The organism is Pseudoneobacillus rhizolycopersici (assembly GCF_054786815.1).
Genome location: NZ_JBTOOE010000010.1, coordinates 90,319 through 108,616, shown reverse-complemented (window position 1 = coordinate 108,616; position 18,298 = coordinate 90,319). Strand labels below are relative to the sequence as shown.

Here is an 18,298-nt window from a genome sequence, read left to right as displayed (position 1 = left end):
TGTTGCAGCATACCATTCGAATCCTTATATGCACCTTACTATTAATTATTATCCCTTTTCAATCCCTCACGTTTGCATCTGTCCCTTATAAAACAGGAACATTGTCGGCAGATTGGGGACTAGTTGAAACACAAACGGCTTTTGCTCCACTTGGTGTTTTCCTTGCAGATGAAGAAATTGTCAGTCCGGAGGATATCTTTGCCGCCACGAACGGGAACATTTATGTGGTCGATTCAGCGACGAAAAAAGTGATCGTCGCCAATGAAAATGGAACGAAACTAGCCGAGGTTGGCGTGGGCACGCTTGAAACACCAACTGGGGTGTTTGTTGATGAGGCAGGGGACATTTATGTTGCGGATTATGCAAAGGAGAAGGTGTACCGTTTTTCTCCTACAGGCGAAGTGGTCGCGGAGTTTGGCAGACCCGATTCCCCTTTATTTGGTCGCACATCGCCCTTTAAGCCACAAAAGGTTGCCGTTGACCGCCGAGGGAATCTGTATGTGATTAGTGAGGGATCGACAAACGGGATCATCCAACTTAGTCAGGATGGCTCCTTTTTGGGATACTATGGAGTCAATTCGACCGATGTGTCGCTCACTTCTGTTATTAAAAACTTACTAACAACCGAGACGCAAAAGTCACGAATGTTTTTAAAAACACCGCCAGCCCCTGACAATATTGTCATTGATCAACAAGGACTGATTTATTCGGTCACAGCAGGGACTGAAAATGAGGTTATCAAAAAATTAAATGTCGCCGGGAAAAATATGCTCGACCCTTATATTTCTTGGGATCCAACCTATCAAGATATCACGGTGGATCAAAATGGGAATATTTTTACGATTGATAGTTATGGCGAAATTCATGAGTTTGATAGCTTCGGTCATTTTCTCTTTGTGTTCGGCGGAGCGGATGATGGTTCTAATCGCCTTGGGCTTTTTAAACAGCCAACCGGGATTACGATTGACCGAGCTGGAAGGCTTTATGTTACCGATAAGGAACGAGGGATGATCACTGTTCTAGAAGAAACGGCCTTTGCCGAACAAGTCCATAAAGGGATCGCTTTATTTAAAGAAGGCTTGTATGTCGAAAGTCAGCAGTATTGGGAAACGGTCTTGTCGTTGAATTCTACGTTTAAGCTCGCCCATACGGCGATGGGAAAGGCCTATTATAAGCAACAAGACTATGAAAAATCATTGGAAGAATTCAAGTTGTCCAAAGATTATTGGGGCTACTCCGATGCCTTTTGGGAGGTTCGCCAAGTTTGGTTGCAGGACCACCTTGCTACCGTTTTTCTTGGTCTGATTCTCTTGATTGTCATCTATTATGTGATTAAACGAGTTGACCGCAAGTGGAACGTGTTGAAAACGCCACGCGAAAGATGGAGAAAGTGGCGGGCACAGAAATTAGTGTCGGAGCTATTGTTTCTAGGGCAATTTTTTAGACATCCGATTGACAGTTTTTATTATTTAAAACGAAAGCAATATGCGTCGGTTTTATCGGCGACGATTCTCTATATTCTATTATTTATCGAATATTTACTTGCGAAGTTTCAGACAGGATTCTTGTTTGCTAAGCCGATTGGTGTTGAAACAAGCTTACTCGTTGAAACAGCGATCGTGTTTGTGCCGATTCTCTTATTTGTGGTCATTAACTATATGGTGAGTACGATTAATGATGGGGAAGGCAGACTGAAGGATATCTATATCGGTACCGTGTATTCGCTGGCTCCGTATATCGTGTTCATTTTACCGATTACGTTGATTTCCAATGTCCTAACCTTTAATGAGTCCTTTATCTATCTATTTTCCACCCGCCTCATTTACGCGTGGTGTTTACTGATTCTTTTTATCATGATCAAGGAAATACACAATTACTCCTTCTCTGAAACGGTACGGAACATTTTCATCACCTTGTTTGGCATGGTCATCATGATTCTTGTTGTGTTCATCTTGATGGTGTTGTTTGACCAAGTCTATGACTTCGTCTACTCCATCGTGAGGGAGGTCATTCTACGTGTATAGAAAACTACTCATTGCATTTATTCTTATCATCGTACCGGTCCATGTGATTGCCGACGCGGTTCAACAGTCGAAATCGGAGCAACCGTTGTTAAAAAGCGAGAAGGTTCAAACGGAAATGAAATTAACTTCGGCGGCCTACACGAAACCGGAAAATCGCTTAGGTGAAAAAGTGGAACAAACGGTTTCCTTTGAAGGCTTTGAGAGAGTGACGGAAAATAGCAGCTATAGCCTGTTTGTAGACCCTAAGTCGTTAGCCATTAAAATCCGCGATAAGCATACCGGATATGTTTGGAATTCCGGGCTTGATCACCCGGAGCAATACCGGATTAACAAAACATGGACGCAAATGATTCAGTCGGCGGTTACGATAGAGTACGCCGATCAAAAGGGTAAAGTGAAAACGGAAAGTATCCTTACAAATCAATCACGACCGAAAGTGACGAAGACCCAAAAGGGGTTTCAAGCCAAAGTGTTTTTAAACCAAGCGAAACTTCAATTTCAGCTGAGTGTTGAACTGGAAGACGATCAGATACTTGTGTCGATACCAAAGGAAAGCATCGTCGAAAATAAGAAGGCCCAATTGATTTCGCTGAAGGTGTACCCGTTCTTTGGTGCAGCCCACCAGAATGATATCAACGGTTATATGTTCTTGCCGGATGGCAGTGGAGCGTTAGTTCGTTATGAGAAAAGTAAAAAAAGAGGAGACACTCCTTTCGTAGGCGCGATTTTTGGCAGGGATGAAGCGTTTGAACGAACGAATACGAGCTTCAGCCCGGTGAATCCGGTCCAGCAAATGAAGATGCCGATCTTTGGAGCCGTTCATGGCGTGAAGCAAAATGCCTTTTTGACAGTAATTGAAGATGGATACGCCTATGGGGATATCCTTGCCTACTCGGCAGGTGTTTCCACTGATTTCAACTGGATCACAGCTCAATTTCATTATCGCTATGCCTACTATCAACCGACGAGTAAGCGGCTGAATGGGATTAACCTTTACCAAGATAAGGCGAATGACGTTAATATCAAGCTTCGGTACTTATTTTTAAAAGACGAACATGCAGATTATGTTGGGATGGCGAAACGATATCAGCAATATCTCGTCAACCATGGCCAGTTAACGAAGCAGGACGACAAAGTCGAGGTTCGACTGGAGTTTCTTGGTGGTGAGGCAAAATCTGGCCTGCTTTGGGATTCGGTTATTCCCATGACAGAGCTGAACCAAATCCCGGTGATGACCGATGAGTTGAAGCAGCATCAGGTTGATAATCTGTTTGTCATCTATAAAGGCTGGTCAAAAGGTGGTTTAACAGGGACGCTCCCGGCTAAATTTCCTCTTGAGCGGAAGCTTGGCAGTTCAAACGACTTAAAGGAAACGACGGCAGCTTTAAATAAGAACGATATCCCACTCTACTTTCATACCGATTACACGAAGGCCTATGAAGGGGCATCCGGTTATTCCGGGGGTAAGGATGTCGCCAAGAAAATCAGTTCTGAAACGATTTCTTTGCAGGGGTGGAAGGAGAAAGTCTTTTATCTGTCTCCGTTAAAATCGTTACAAATGGCAAAAGAGGATGTCGGGCAATTCGAAAAACAAGGGATTACTAATCTGGCGATTGATTCGACAGGCTACACGTTATTTTCTGATTTTAGCAAGTCCGGTGAGACGAACCGGATGCAAACGTTGGCCACCTACAGCAAGCTCTTTCAAGAAATGAATCAGAAAATGGGCGGGGTTGCGTTATATGAACCGAGTGTGTATGCCTGGAACCAAGCCGACCGGTACTTAGATATCCCGATGTTTTCTTCGGGCTATGTGTTTGAAACGGATACGGTTCCGTTTCTGCAAATTGTTTTAAAGGGCTATATGCCTTATTTCGCGCCATTTTCGAACTTCCATGCCAGTCCTGTCGAGGAAATGTTACGGATGATTGAATTCGGTGCCTACCCGAGCTTTTTGCTGACGGAACAGCCATCCTATTTATTAATGAAAACAGCCTCCGGGCATGTTTATACTTCCGAATTTTCGATTTGGAAGGATGCAATTGTTAAACAATACCAACAAATAGAAAAAAGTCTAGGGCAAGTTGAAGGGGCGACAATCATTAATCGGGAAATCCCTGAAGCGGGAATTGCCGAAGTCACTTATTCGAATGGAAAAATAATTATCGTCAATTATACGGACGTAGGTTATCAGCGAGCCGGCATTTTAGTGCCAGCCAAGGATTTTGCGATCACGGAAAGGAGGGATTAGCGGTGAAGAGGTTACTGACAAAGAGAAGCACGATCGGGTGGTTATTTATTTCACCATGGGTCATCGGTTTTTCGGTTTTTACCGCTTTTCCCCTTCTTTATTCCTTATATCTAAGCTTTCAAAAGGTAAAAATTACCACCAGTGGCATCCAAACACAGTTTATCAAATTTGAAAACTTTGAATACGCCTTTGTGGTTGATGCCCTTTTTATGACAAAGCTAACGAAGTATTTAGAGGAAATGGTCGTATCCGTACCGATTATTATCGTTTTTTCCTTAATTATTGCGTTACTCCTGAATCAAAATATTCGCTTTCGGGGAATGTTTCGGACGATTTTTTTCCTGCCGGTGATTATCTTCAGTGGACCAGTGATGAAGGAATTGATTGAACAGGGAATCACGACGATACCCTCGATCGAACAATATGCGATTTACCAAGTCTTAGCGGCAAATCCTGAAGGTTTTTTTAACGGGATTCTACTTTATTTGATTAAAAATTTGATCTTAATCCTCTGGTTTTCCGGGGTACAAATCTTAATCTTTCTGGCAGCGCTGCAAAAAATGGACAAACAAATCTATGAGGCGGCGAAAATTGACGGTGCTTCGAATTGGGAATCGTTTTGGAAGGTCACCCTGCCAAGTCTATTCCCGATGATATTGGTCAATACGATTTATACGATTGTTACCTATTCGATTTCGCCGCTCAATCCGGTCATTGAACATATCCAAACGAATATGTTCAAGATCGATACCGGCTTTGGCTATGCATCGGCCTTATCTTGGCTCTATTTTCTCATCATTGCACTGGCACTTCTTTTAAGTATTGGGGCTATGACCCTAAAAGGAAAGAAAAATTACACATAAAGGGGAGGGGGCAGCATGCAACATTCAAAACTTCATCAATTCCATACCATTTATTTGAAAGTGAAACGATTCTTTTTAGGCATGCAGGGAACAGATGGATTGCTTATGAAGCTGCTCATTTACGGCTTGTTGGTGGGCATCGGGTTTGTCTATTTATTCCCGCTTCTTTATATGGGTGTGTATAGCTTTAAAAGCCTGGATGACCTGCTCAATCCGCTGGTGAACTGGATTCCGACCCACTTGTATTTGGAAAATTATACTCGAGCGAACCAGGTGTTGAATTTCTTTTCGACGCTGGTGAAGACACTATATGTGACGAGTTTACCGGCGATTGCTCAAACAGCGGTTGCCGCCGTCATCGGTTACGGCTTGGCTCGGTTTGATTTTAAAGGAAAAAAGATCATCTTTGTCCTCGTCCTGGCGACCTTTATCATTCCGCCGCAGGTGACGTTGATTCCAAGATATTTATTTTTCAATGAATTAAATATTCTCGGAAGTCTGAAGGCGTTTCTGCTTCCGGCGGCTTTTGGCCAAGGTCTTAACAGTGCGATTTTCATTTTGATTTTTTATCAGTTCTTCCGGATGGTTCCGAAAGCGCTGGAGGAGGCGGCCCAAATTGATGGGGCGGGCCACTTTCGGATCTTTTTTACGATTGCCCTACCGATGGCGGTTCCGGCAATCATTATTTCCTTCCTGTTTTCGTTTGTTTGGTATTGGAATGAAACGTACCTTGCCGCCATTTATTTTGGGGATAAGCTAACGACCTTGCCATTACAATTGCAAAAATTCGTTGCCACCTATCAAAAAATGTTTCCGGCTGGTATGGGGGCGAGTGGAAATCAAATCAATGAGGGAATTAAAATGGCTGGAACGATTCTCTCCATCTTGCCGTTATTAATTGTCTATTTCATTACCCAACGCTGGTTCGTCGAAGGCGTCGACCGATCCGGAATTACAGGTGAATAATGCATAAAGGGGTGGTAGGAGAACGCTTTTACCACCCTTTTTATTAAAAAAGGAGGTTCCGTTTATGATTGAAATTAAGAATAAACAAATTATCATCGACGGCAAGCCGCAGCTCATTATGTGTGGGGAGATCCATTATTTCCGCCTTGCGCGTGATGAATGGCAGGACCGTTTAGATAAACTTAAACTTGCCGGCTGCAATGCGGTCGCTACCTACGTTCCGTGGATCTTGCATGAACCGGAAGAAGGTCAGGTGGATTTACAAGGAAAAACTCGCCCAGAACTTGATTTAGCCGGTTTCATCGATTTATGTCAGGAAAATGGTTTGTACTTTTTTGTCCGTCCAGGCCCTTTTATTATGGCGGAAATGAAGAATGAAGGTCTACCTTATTGGGTTTATCAAAAACATCCAGAAATTATCCCGGTTTGTTGGGATGGGAACCCGGCGACAACGCCAACGGTTGATTATAATGCGCCAGGATTTTTACAAGAGGTACGCAATTGGTACAAGTCGCTGATGGAGATTGTGACCCCAAGATTGCACACCAATGGCGGAAACATCATCGCCTTCCAGCTTGATAATGAGGTCGGGATGCTTTCATGGGTGAGTAATTGCCCGGACTTAACGGACTTTGTGTTGGATGAGTTCTCCCAATGGTTAAAGAACCGTTACGACCAAGAGACTTTGAGTAGAAGATACCCGTTTCTTTTAACTGACACAACCGTGCGCAACAAGGCGATTCGCTCACCTCAAGAAGAATATGCAGCCGAACTATTAAAGGATTTAGGCTATTATATGAGACATCGCTTTGCCCAATATATACATACGCTACGAAGCTATGCCGAAGAGTTCGGTGCCAGGGATATTCCGTTTGTCGTCAATATTCATGGCACTGGCGGAGGCAGGGGCTTCACTTACCCAATTGGCATCAGCCAGCTCTATGAATCTTATACCCAGGCCTCTGATTATCTATCGGGTTCGGATATTTATTTTGGTGATTTGGATATTGTCACGTTTCAAGATTTATATTTAATCAATGGCTTTATGGATGCCGTTCATCATCACGACCAGCCACTGACGTCGGTTGAATTCAACTGCGGGGACGGAAATTTCGGCAATAATTTAGGTAGCCGTTATGACATATCGGCGGCTGATTTTAAAACAAGAATGTGCATCGCGCAAGGAAATCGTCTGTTGAATTATTATCTGTTTGCCGGGGGAAGAAATTATCGCCTCGAGACAAAGGTCGGAGATGGCAATGACCGAATCGCGATTACCGGAGAACGCCATGGCTTTGCTGCACCTGTTAGCCCTGAAGGCGAGTTGAACTACACGTTTCCGCGAATGGCGAGAGCGATTACAACGGTGATGGCTATGGCCGACAAATTGGCGGTGATGAACGAGGAACGGGACGATGTCGCCTTTGCGTTTATCCCTGATTATTACATGACTGAATATCGCTATCCTCATAGTGAAAAAATGAAAGCGATTCTGACAAATATTGAAGCGCATCGTTCTTCGGGTGCTTGGGAGATCATGGCGAAAGCGATGCTGCTATCAGGTTATCGTTTTGGGGCCGTTGACATTCAAAATAAACCTCTATCGGTTGACGAGACGGCGGTACTGGCACTGCCTTCCGCTAAATATATGGATGCAGCGATTCAACAGAAGCTTGTCGAATATTTGGAGAACGGCGGCGGGATTTTCCTCTATGGTGAGGTTCCGCAATTTGATATGGAAGGGAATCCTTGTACGCTGTTGGCGAAAAGCTTGGGAGTTGTCCCTAAAGGCGTTTATCGCGACTCGCATCGCCATTTTCTTTCGGTTTACGCAGAGAATTGGGCGGCGCCACGTCCGGAAGTAAGAACTCATTTTGCGCAAACTTTTGATATCACCGGTCAAGCCGTCCCTTTACTTCGCGTTTATGAAAATGATGAGGTTTGTTCCTTTGAGGTTTCCGTCGGTAAGGGGTTGGCGATTGTGATGGCCAATGCTTATTCCTGTGACATCGAATTTTTTAAAGAAGGCTTTGAAAAGCTGGGAGCAAAGGCGAAGCTTACCCACGACTGCCAGGAACACGGGATCTTTATGACTTCCGTTGCCAATCAAGCGGGAGAGCGATTTATTCACATCCTCAATCTTGATGGCTTTGATAAGGAATTCAAGGTGTATGATCAAGAAAAGCCAGTCTTTGACGGTCGGAAAATCATGCTCCAAGGAAAAGACGGCGTGATGTTACCGGTGAATGTCCAGGTAAATGAGTGTAAAATTGTCTATTCGACCGCCGAAATTACCGAAGTTAACGAACAATCGATGCAGTTCCGGTTGACGCAAAGTTCAGATGTGATTGCCATCCAAACAAACAAACCAATCGCGCCAAACAACGATTATTCGATTGAGAAAAATGGCGACATTACATTCATTAAAAGTCTTAAGCATGCTAAAGTCGATGATCGCTTAACGATCTATTTTGACTAGGCTGTGGAAAGGACAATGTTGGTTAAGTACCTGCAGCGGAAATCAACAGTCTACTTTACCACAGCCTTTAAATACAGGAGGAGACTGTCATGACTAATTTTTATAACGAACTACCAAAGGATGTAAAGGCGTTTTTTGATCGCCAGCATTTTGACTCGTATGCCCTATACGAAGCCTCGCGTCATCCGCGGACAGGCTTGTATGCAGATGGCTATATGACATTGGGAGAAAACCCCGATTTCCGTTGCTCCATTGCTGCGACCGGAGTCGGCCTGATTAGCCTGGCGATTGCCGATTTGGAAAACTGGGATGACAAGGCGGCCGATAAAGCCATCATCACATTAAAAGCTTGTTTAGGTCAAATCGAAGGCTGCAAGGTGGCACGAGATGAGAAAACCGGTTTCTTCGCCCATTTCGTCGATATGGAAACGGGGGAGAACCTGAACTCGGAAATATCGACGATTGACACATCCTTATTGGTTGCTGGGGCTCTTTTTGCCGGCCAACATTTTAAGGAGAAAAGACCCGAGATTGCCGAACTTGCTCAGATGCTCCTAAAATCGATTGACTGGCGTGTGGTCGTGAATGATAAAGAAAAGGGTGTCATCAACATGGTCGTCAAGGATGGCGAAGGGACATTGCCGTTACCGGCTTACAATGAATATGTCATTGTCGCTTACCTGGCGCTGTTGTGTCAGCCGGAAGACGAGGATATTCAAGCCTTATGGCATAATAGCTTCGCCGAAGAACGAATGAACGATTTACCACAAATCCATTATCGTGATATTCCGGTACTGACTGACCATGACGCAACCGCCTTTTTATCATCATTTGTCCATCAATTTCCGTTTTACTTAGTTCCAGATTATGCGACCAGTCCAACCTATCGCCAATTTTACGAAAATGCTTGTATGGCCGATCGGCTCAAGTGGAAGGAATTAAGCGATGTCGGTTCATATGTGTGGGGATATGGAGCAGGTCCTGATGATGGGCTGCACGGTGGGTATCATGCCGATCGAATTCTTGATTCACCGCATGATGTCGCATCGGCGTATATTGTCGCGGGTTTTCTACCAGTTTATCCAGGCGGAATCTATGACTTGTATGCTTTATATCGTCTTCACATTCCGTATGATGTTTACAGCAATCCGGAGGACCAAGAGGATGAAGAAAAGTTCAAGTCCGCTTATAAGTACGGCTTGCATCGTTATTCCTGGTGGCATCTCAATCAGCCGAACCGTTGGTATCCAACAAAAGTTACCTTAATCGATTGGAGCTCGATGTTATACGGATTAACGGCATTTAAACATGGGATGAATTTTTTTACCGACCGACTTGTTAAATAATCCGCTTAAGCCGGGATGGCTGTCTCCTTACAAATAGATGGTTCGGGGAGGAGTTTCAATGGTTAAAAAAAGAATGGTATACATCGTTGTCATTGTCTTTCTAGGAGCGCTGGTAGCCGCTTCCATGGCGATGTCAATGTTAGTCAAACAAGAAAGTCCTGAGGAAAAAGCTCTCCAAACGGAACTTGAGTCGATAGCGGAAAAGACGTATCTTTATTTTGAAGATTTCACTGACCCGGAAACGGGGCTTACCAGTGATATTGTCCGGATCAGAGGGGCGGGGAAGGAGGAAGGCAAACACACTTCCCCAACGAATATCGCGATGTATATCCTTAGTACCCTGTCGGCCGAGGAAATGGGCATTTTAACGGAGGAGGAAGCGGTCGCACGGTTGGGAATAACGATTGACACGCTTGAAAAAATGCCGAAGTGGAACGGTCTTTTTTACAATTGGTATCACACTGAAGATGGGTCATTGAAAAAAGACTGGGGCCAGTTTATCTCGCAAGTGGACAATGGGTGGCTGTCAGCCGGCTTGATTACCGCCGGACAGGCCTATCCTTCGTTATTGGAACAGACTACGAGACTAGTAAATGAAATGGATTATTCGACGCTTTATGATCCAAAGGTAGGGCAGTTCCGTGGCGGCTATTTCGTCGATCAAGCGGAACTGACCGGCCATCATTACGGGATGTTTTATACAGAACCGCGGTTAGGCAGTTATATCGCCATCAGTAAAGGTGATGTGCCTAGTGAGCATTGGTGGAAAACGTATCGAACCCTGCCTGCAAAGGATAATTGGCAAGCGCAGGCTCCAACGGGGGAAAAGCGCGAGTATCATGGGGTCGAGGTTTACCAAGGACATTACCAATACAAGGATGTCAAGTTTGTCCCAACCTGGGGTGGAAGTATGTTCGAGGCGTTAATGCCAAGTCTCGTCTTAAAGGAGAAAGAGCTAGGTGTGAATGCTCTGGGATTGAACAATCAACATCATGTTGACATTCAAATTGCTTTTGCCAAAGAAAAGGGGTATCCGGTGTGGGGATTTTCACCCTCGGCGACTCCCGATGGATACAGTGAATTTGGGGCGACACCATTAGGAACATCAGGCTACAAAGATAACGGAACGGTAACAGCACACGCCTCCTTCCTTGCCTTGGATTATGCTCCGATGGAGGTCCTAAGTAATATCCAAGGGCTAAAAGACTTGAACACCTTCAGTGATTACGGTTTTTATGATTCTGTCAATGTGAAAACCAGAAAGGTCACGAAAGCGTATTTAGCGTTGGATCAAGGAATGATCATGGTAGCGATTGCTAATTATTTGAAAGATGGCGTCATCAGAGACTATTTCCATCGTGATGAACGGGTTAAACAAGCGGAATATCTTTTAACAGAAGAGGATTTTCTAATTAAATGAACAAAAGGTGCCCCCTGGTGGATAGAAGGGCACCTTTTTTTACTTAGCCGGATTGACGGATTTGCCTTCAAGCAGGGTTACGTAAATTGTCTTGTTGTCTACCGGTTGATTTTCCAGTAAGTTCAATAATTGTTCTGATGCGATCGAGCCCCATTTTTGCTTCGAATAATCAATCGTAGTGAGACGAGGGCTCAAATAATGGGAAACTTCGAGATTATCAAAACCGACAATATGGAAATGCGTGCCGACCCGAAAAGGAGTTTGCGCTAAATAATCATACAATCCGATCGCCATTTCATCATTGAAGCAAAAGATCGCAACCGGCGAAGAATAGTTTTGCACTAATTGCTGTGCCAGTCGCTCTCCAGCAGCTTTAGTAAAGTCTCCTGCAAGCTCTAAGTATTCAAAATTAGGAAGCTTGCTTGCTTTTTCTTGTACCGCCTGCATCCTCTGGGTCGAGTCGTAGGAACCTTTCGGGCCTGTAAGCAGGTGGATTTTGGTATGACCTTTATCAATGAAATATTGAAGCGCCAATTCGGCGCCGCTTTTATTATCAAGGAGCACTTGGCATATATTGGGGTGCTCCAATTCTCTGTCAAGCACGACTAATTTATGGCCACGCTCGGCATATCTGATGATTTCTTCGCTCGAAAACGTCGCATCTAAAATAATCGCACCGTCAATCATTCCTTCGGGTATAAAGCGATGGGAGTGGTCGCCGCTACAAACGATTAGATCATAGCCCCTTTGAATGAGCGTCTCCCGCATTCCCTGAAGCAACTGTCCGTAGAAAGATCCACTATATTCGGTTAAAAATACCCCAATAATTTTCGTTTGTCTTTTTTTAAGTGTTCTTGCCGCTGCATTGGGGATGTAATTTAATTCTTTTGCGATGGCTAAAATTTTCGCCGTTGTTTCCTCAGATAGCTTAGCGCTACCATTTAACGCATAGGAAACGGTTGAAATCGAAACCCCAGCTTTCTTCGCAATATCCTTGATACTAACCATAACGAATTCTCCTAACGTCCGTGTCGCCGTGTTTTCTTCATTATAGCTTGAATTGACAGTGAATGGAAAACCTTATTTTATAGAAAGGCTGCAGGGGGTGAATCCTCACACAAGATTTTTATGTCCGACACCAGCCTTGCCACCCTAAAAAGCACATTAAAAAAACCCGGCGGGCAAAGACCCGCCGAGCTGAAAATAGTTAAATAAACACTTCAATCACATTTTCGCTATCATTTAATAATTGATTCAGTTCACCGCTGTTAACGCGAATTCCACTCTTACGATAGCGGTTTTCGAGAGCGTCTACAGAGATTGTTTGGCCATTAACTTTTACGATTGTTTCATTCCCACCGTTCAAATGGTAGATAAATGTTACAGGTTGATGATTGACCTGATAGGTAAAGTGTAAGCCGTCGAAATCTTTTGGTAAGACAGGGTCAATCACGAGATCTCCCTCGTTGAATCTAATGCCTAGGCAATTGGAGATTAGCTGATTCATATAGATCCCCGGTCCGCTTGAATAGATGCGCCAGCCGCCTTTTACAGGGACGGTTCCTTTTCGTAACTCATCAAAGCGCGCCTCGGCTTCGTAACGAGTGTTGAATTTTCCGTCCGAACTGCTGAAGTACGTATTGCTTTGGCGAATTTCTGCATTCGGGACGACGTCTTGAATGCCAATCGGATTAATCGCCTGTAAGCCATTCCAAACTTCCTCGGCTTTTCCTAACTTGGCCATCGCTTCCACAAAACGAATATGGGCATGAACGTACTGGAGACCAATCTCTCTTCCGAAATTCGCGGCTTGCTCCGCCCGCATGAAATGTTTGCTTACCCCACCTGTATAATTGGCCGGACGATTCATAAGGCGGACACCATCGGGACAGAAAAGCTCTTTTTTGATGATTTGATAGTGAGTTTCCGCTTGTTCCGGTGACAATAATTCACTAATCATACTTCTCGTCATTGGTAAAAGGCGGTAGTGTATGCCTGTCTTTGTATCGGTTGGATGGACCATTAATTCCGGTTCGGCTGGATTTTCCAGATAAACAAACCCAGGAATGACGCCGTCCTGTAGAATATATTTATTAAAATCACCTTCAATCCCTAAAGCTAGGGCATGTAGATGGCTTGCTTCTACTTGATCGATTTTTTCCGTGACCTTCGCCAATTGCTTCATCACTTGATACGTTAAGGCTACCGTCCAGCTGCTGACCATATATTGCTTGAGCTGGGCATTTGCTGGTTGCAGGGTATCGTCCCAGTCGCCATCACCATAAGACGATAGATGGGTGTCATGAAGGAAATGGTCCTTAATATATTGAATCTCTTTTTTCGCATGATCGAGAATCGTCTCGGAATGCGTGGTAAATTGATAGGTGGCTGTCGTGATATAAGGAACCTTTTCTTGTAAAATCGAAAAATCATTGGTTGCCAGTAAATAGTCGCTCAGCATTTTTAACGGCCAGACAATGATGTCGCCATGGCTTTCATGGGCTTGGATGTTGACATAGTTATCAAACATGAACCACTGTGGCCAGTTACCGGTTTCTTCATGCTGATGGGAGAAAACGGTTTTAATAATTTCTCGGACCGCCTGGTAATTTTGTGTGGCGAGGAAATACTCTGTCGGTCCTTGACAGACATCGCGTGTTCCCCAAGCGGCGCCACCGTACTGCTCAAGACCGTGCGGCACGGCGTAGTGGACAAGCATATTATGGGTGTACCACCAGGAAAGGGCATTGACCTTTTCCAGATTGCTCGGCGTTTGTTCTTTTTTCGACAGTTTAAAGCCGTTCATCACGTTTCGATACAGTTCACGATAGGCGTCAATCTCATTGTTTGCCTCGCGTCGGGCAAATGGAATTGGTTCACCATGCAGAAGTCCTTGAAGAATAATCTCCCATGCCGCTGTTTCCCTTAATTCAAGAACTACTAATGAAGCCGAATGCGGGAGAATATTTTCCGCCAAGCACTGCTCATTTTCAAGTGAATAGTCAGCTCCAAACACCTGCATGCGATAGGAAAGATGAGGATATGCATGGGCATTGTCAGCGTTTGCGTCGGCACGGAAAGTGATGACTTCATCGTCTATTTCCATCTGATAAGGAACAGCGTATTCATTATTGTTCATCGATACCTGGTTCGTTACAAGGAAACGATACGATTGGCTGGTTAACGATCGGACTTGCAGATGGACTTCAGGCGTGTCAACGGTTGTAAAATTGGTCACAACGAGCGTATCGTTCGCTGTTTTATAATACCAGCGAGCATAGTTAAAGCCCATTTCAAACATCGATGGCATCGTCAATAGGCGATAAGCACCATCGATTTCCACATAGATTCGTTGCCCGGATGTTTTTAACACATTTAACGCATTGCGGGCATTGGTCAACATTTTATTCATGGACGTATTTCCGACCACTAATTGCGCATTAAATAACCCGTACATATACGAAGTGGTTGTAATGGTATTCGCTTTTAGCGTTCCGTCTTGGCCGCTCATGATAATATGACCGTGTGGGCGCTCTACCTTCCATTCTTTTTCTTTTAAAACAACATGCTCGTAAGTCTCGGTAAAGAAGGAAAGCAGTGTTTCGCCATCCCATTCCTCTTGGAGACGATTTGGAAACATTTCGTTAATTTCAGCCTTTTCCAGCGATAATGTCTTAACAGGTTCACCAAAGATTGGCTTCATGCTTACCTTTTTAATCGGAAGGGTAGGGTCGACTGCTGTCTTCACTTGGGCCCAAGCTCTTTCGATTTCATCGGTAAACGCTAATGTTGTGACTGCCTCCGGGTGAGTTTCTTTAAAAAGGCCGTAGAAGACAAATTGGCTTTGGCCGGCTAACGGAACTCGCTCTGTTTGCAGGGCGGTATAGGCAAATTCATATTGATAATTTTCATTGGCAAGGGTTTCTTTTGTCAGGATTTCCGGTTTGTTTGTTTCTTTATAGGATAGTCCGAAAAATTGAAAGCCATCGGTTGAATAGGCGACTGTCTTCGATAATGAACCCTGTTGCAAGTAAGGGAAGCCAACTGATTGCGGTTGGTTTTGCCGCGAACAAACGATATAGCCGCGCGATTGATCTTGAAAGATCTTGTGATCCACGTATTGGGCCATGTACGATTCATTAGAGCGAACCGCCCCGATATCGGCAAGTCCTAAGTCTTGTCCATAGATGACATCGACTTCGACATGTTGGCCGTCCAGGTTTACCTCCCAGAACCAAACTCCATCCTGAGAAAGGCGGAAAATCACCTTGTAGCTTACTTGCTCCACCGTGCCTTCCCACATAATCGCTGAATCGGAGTGGTGGATGGTACTGTTTGCGTTCACTCCGAGTAAAGGGTAAACCTTGATTTCATTTGGTTGATGAATTCTTAGGTAAAGATTGTTTAATGATCCATCAATCGGATTGGCGATGATTTGATTGATCATTAGGTGTTTATAGGTGACAGAGGAGAGGTCGCCACTATTTAAAAACGTAAATTGCAAGTCTCCAGTTTGGATTTTCATCGTTGATTGCTCTGCTGTTAACATTTCTTTCACCTCGTGATTGCATTTTTTATCGTGGGTGATACTTTTTTTTTAACAAGATGGCCGCCGGCTAGTTTATGAGCCTAAAGCGAAGTGCCGTCACATCCTGGCTGTTTGGTCCAATATAGGCATTAAAGGCTCCTGGGTCACTTTTAAACTGAAGGTCCTCATGATAGTAACGAAGCTGTTCCTCAGTAATTGTAAAGCTGACCGTTTTTGTTTCGTTGGGTTCTAGAATAATCCTTTGAAAGGCCTTTAGCTCTTTCACTGGTCGGACAATTTCACCGACAAGGTCTTGGATATAGAGCTGAACAATTTCTTCTCCAGCTCGACAACTTGTATTCGTGACCGTTATTGAAATCGTCAGTGTGTCTTTTGCGTTCATGACATCCGCTGAAAGGAGCGCGTTTGTATAGGTAAAAGCGGAATAGCTTAAACCGAAACCGAACGGCAGAAGCGGATCATTCGGGATATCTAAATAATGGGTTACATATCGTTCATAATCGTCTGAGACCTTAGGACGCCCGGTACTATAGTGGTTGTAATAAACCGGTACTTGACCAACGGAATACGGGAAGGATATCGCCAGTTTTCCGGAAGGGTTGGCGTCGCCAAATAATAGATCGGCGATGGCTGCCCCGCCTTCAGTCCCCGGGTACCAAGCTTCTAACAGGCCATCCACTTGGTCGATGACTCCATGCAGGTCTAGCGGGCGACCATTAAATAATACGGCCACGATTGGTTTTTGAAGTTTTTTCATTTCCGCAATTAAGTCAAGCTGAACTTGTGGTAGGCGGATGTTTGCGCGGCTACCGCCTTCTCCGGTCATTTCCGACCGTTCTCCTAATGCCAAGATGATGACATCTGCATCCTTGGCGATTGTTAGAGCGTTGTTCAGCTCTTCTTCTGTACCGGTTTCAATGTCACAGCCTTTGGCAACGGACACGAGGGAAGGGGCAATTTTCCGTTTGAGCCCTTCGTCCATTTTAATGGCTTCCTCTTTCGAACCGTGCCAAGACCATGGGCCAAGAATATCTCCGTTTTGTGCGAATGGTCCAATTAGCGCAATCTTCTTGTCTTTTGCCAATGGAAGGATTAACTCATTTTTTAATAGAACGCAGGATTTGATTGCAAGTTCACGGGCAACTTGGCGATGCTCCGCTGAGAGAATCACTTCCTGCTCGCGCTTACTATCGGCACCGCGATATGGATTTTCGAATAGCCCGAGTTTTTGTTTTAATGTTAAAATGCGGAGCACGGCCTCATCGATTAAGGCTTCATTGACGGAACCATTTTCAACAAGGTCCTTAAGATGATCGACATAGCAGGTTGTCATCATTTCAATATCCACCCCAGCGGCAATCGCTTTAGCGGCTGCTTCAGCGCCATCTTCGGCAACTCCGTGTGGAATTAATTCCTTCACAGCGCCCCAGTCGGATATAATTACGCCATCGAAGCCCCACTCATCGCGAAGGAGGTTGCGCATTAATTTCCGGTTCCCGGTGGCCGGAATACCATCTACGGTATTAAAAGCGGTCATCACCATTTCACAGCCTTCCTCTAAGGCCGCTTTATAGGCGGGGAGATAGGATTCGCGCAATTGTCTTTCGGACATATTGACGGTGTTATAATCACGTCCACCTTCAGGGGCGCCGTATGCGGCAAAATGTTTGACGCAGGCCGCCACCCGATTAAGGTCATTCGTTAAATCTGTTCCTTGAAAGCCCCTAACAAAGGCGCGGGCAAATTCACTATTTAAAAATGGATCCTCACCAGTGGACTCCATCACTCGGCCCCAGCGCGGGTCACGAACTAAATCGACCATTGGAGCGAACGTAACATGTACGCCTGAAACGGCCGCTTCTTTTGCCGCGATTTTGGCACTCTTTTCGGCTAATTCCAGGTCCCATGAGCAGCCGATCGCTAGCGGAATCGGGAAAATGGTCTTAAAGCCGTGAATGATGTCGGCCATCATTAATAACGGAATTCCGAGTCGATTATCCTCTAAATGCACTTTCTGCATATTAATTACTTCTTTAGCACCAGATGCACCCAGGACAGATCCACAATTGTGTAAAACTTCCTCCGTAATCCCCATTTCAGCCATTGGCCCAGTAATTTCTCCTTGATTAGCAGCACCTTTAAAGAAAGGAGTGGCCAATTGAAGGAACTGGGCAATTTTTTCATCGATTGTCATTTGCTGAAGTAAATCATGTAAGCGTTTTTCATCCATCGTGGAACCTCCTGGAATTTTAACAAATTTATCGTTTTATTGAAACGTTTCAATAGTTGATACAATTGGATTATAAACGCTTTCATAAACAGAGTCAATCAACAAGTTGAAACGTTTCAATTGAGAGAAAGCGTGGGGATAGTAATCGTGCATCACGAGCATTTTTTAAT

Annotated in this window: 10 protein-coding genes; 7 read left to right on the top strand and 3 right to left on the bottom strand. The window is 44.5% G+C overall.

Annotated features, from left to right (window positions below):
* The first annotated feature begins 2 nt into the window (after nt 1-2).
* The 7 genes from ACX9YW_RS12400 to ACX9YW_RS12370 all read left to right on the top strand — a co-directional run bounded on the left by ACX9YW_RS12400 (nt 3) and on the right by ACX9YW_RS12370 (nt 11,349).
* Nucleotides 3-2,024: a YIP1 family protein gene (locus ACX9YW_RS12400; RefSeq protein WP_460346763.1), complete on the top strand. Its 2,022-nt coding sequence runs from the start codon at nt 3-5 to the stop codon at nt 2,022-2,024.
* Nucleotides 2,017-4,275 carry a DUF5696 domain-containing protein gene (locus ACX9YW_RS12395; RefSeq protein ID WP_460346761.1) on the top strand — a complete coding sequence of 753 codons (2,259 nt, stop codon included), beginning with the start codon at nt 2,017-2,019 and terminating at the stop codon, nt 4,273-4,275. The genes ACX9YW_RS12400 and ACX9YW_RS12395 overlap by 8 nt, the downstream gene beginning before the upstream one ends.
* A 2-nt stretch (nt 4,276-4,277) precedes the next feature.
* Nucleotides 4,278-5,138, top strand: a complete 861-nt coding sequence (locus tag ACX9YW_RS12390) for a carbohydrate ABC transporter permease (RefSeq protein WP_460346758.1) — start codon at nt 4,278-4,280, stop codon at nt 5,136-5,138.
* Between the two features lie 15 nt (nt 5,139-5,153).
* Nucleotides 5,154-6,104, top strand: a complete 951-nt coding sequence (locus ACX9YW_RS12385) for a carbohydrate ABC transporter permease (protein ID WP_460346756.1) — start codon at nt 5,154-5,156, stop codon at nt 6,102-6,104.
* Between the two features lie 64 nt (nt 6,105-6,168).
* A complete protein-coding gene (locus ACX9YW_RS12380; protein WP_460346754.1) occupies nt 6,169-8,583 on the top strand; it encodes a beta-galactosidase in 2,415 nt (804 codons plus the stop codon).
* Nucleotides 8,584-8,672: 89 nt separating this feature from the next.
* A complete protein-coding gene (locus ACX9YW_RS12375) occupies nt 8,673-9,929 on the top strand; it encodes a hypothetical protein (RefSeq protein ID WP_460346752.1) in 1,257 nt (418 codons plus the stop codon).
* A gap of 58 nt (nt 9,930-9,987) precedes the next feature.
* The gene (locus ACX9YW_RS12370) at nt 9,988-11,349 is read left to right on the top strand and encodes a glucoamylase family protein (protein ID WP_460346750.1); all 1,362 of its coding nucleotides are present in this window, start codon (nt 9,988-9,990) and stop codon (nt 11,347-11,349) included.
* Nucleotides 11,350-11,388: 39 nt separating this feature from the next.
* Here ACX9YW_RS12370 and ACX9YW_RS12365 read toward each other — a convergent pair whose 3' ends face one another.
* The 3 genes from ACX9YW_RS12365 to ACX9YW_RS12355 form a co-directional block, all read right to left on the bottom strand.
* Nucleotides 11,389-12,357, bottom strand: a complete 969-nt coding sequence (locus ACX9YW_RS12365; RefSeq protein ID WP_460346748.1) for a LacI family DNA-binding transcriptional regulator — start codon at nt 12,355-12,357, stop codon at nt 11,389-11,391.
* Between the two features lie 199 nt (nt 12,358-12,556).
* Nucleotides 12,557-15,898: a GH36-type glycosyl hydrolase domain-containing protein gene (locus ACX9YW_RS12360; RefSeq protein ID WP_460346746.1), complete on the bottom strand. Its 3,342-nt coding sequence runs from the start codon at nt 15,896-15,898 to the stop codon at nt 12,557-12,559.
* A 67-nt stretch (nt 15,899-15,965) separates the two neighbouring features.
* A complete protein-coding gene (locus ACX9YW_RS12355; RefSeq protein WP_460346744.1) occupies nt 15,966-18,128 on the bottom strand; it encodes a glycoside hydrolase family 3 N-terminal domain-containing protein in 2,163 nt (720 codons plus the stop codon).
* Nucleotides 18,129-18,298 lie beyond the last annotated feature (170 nt).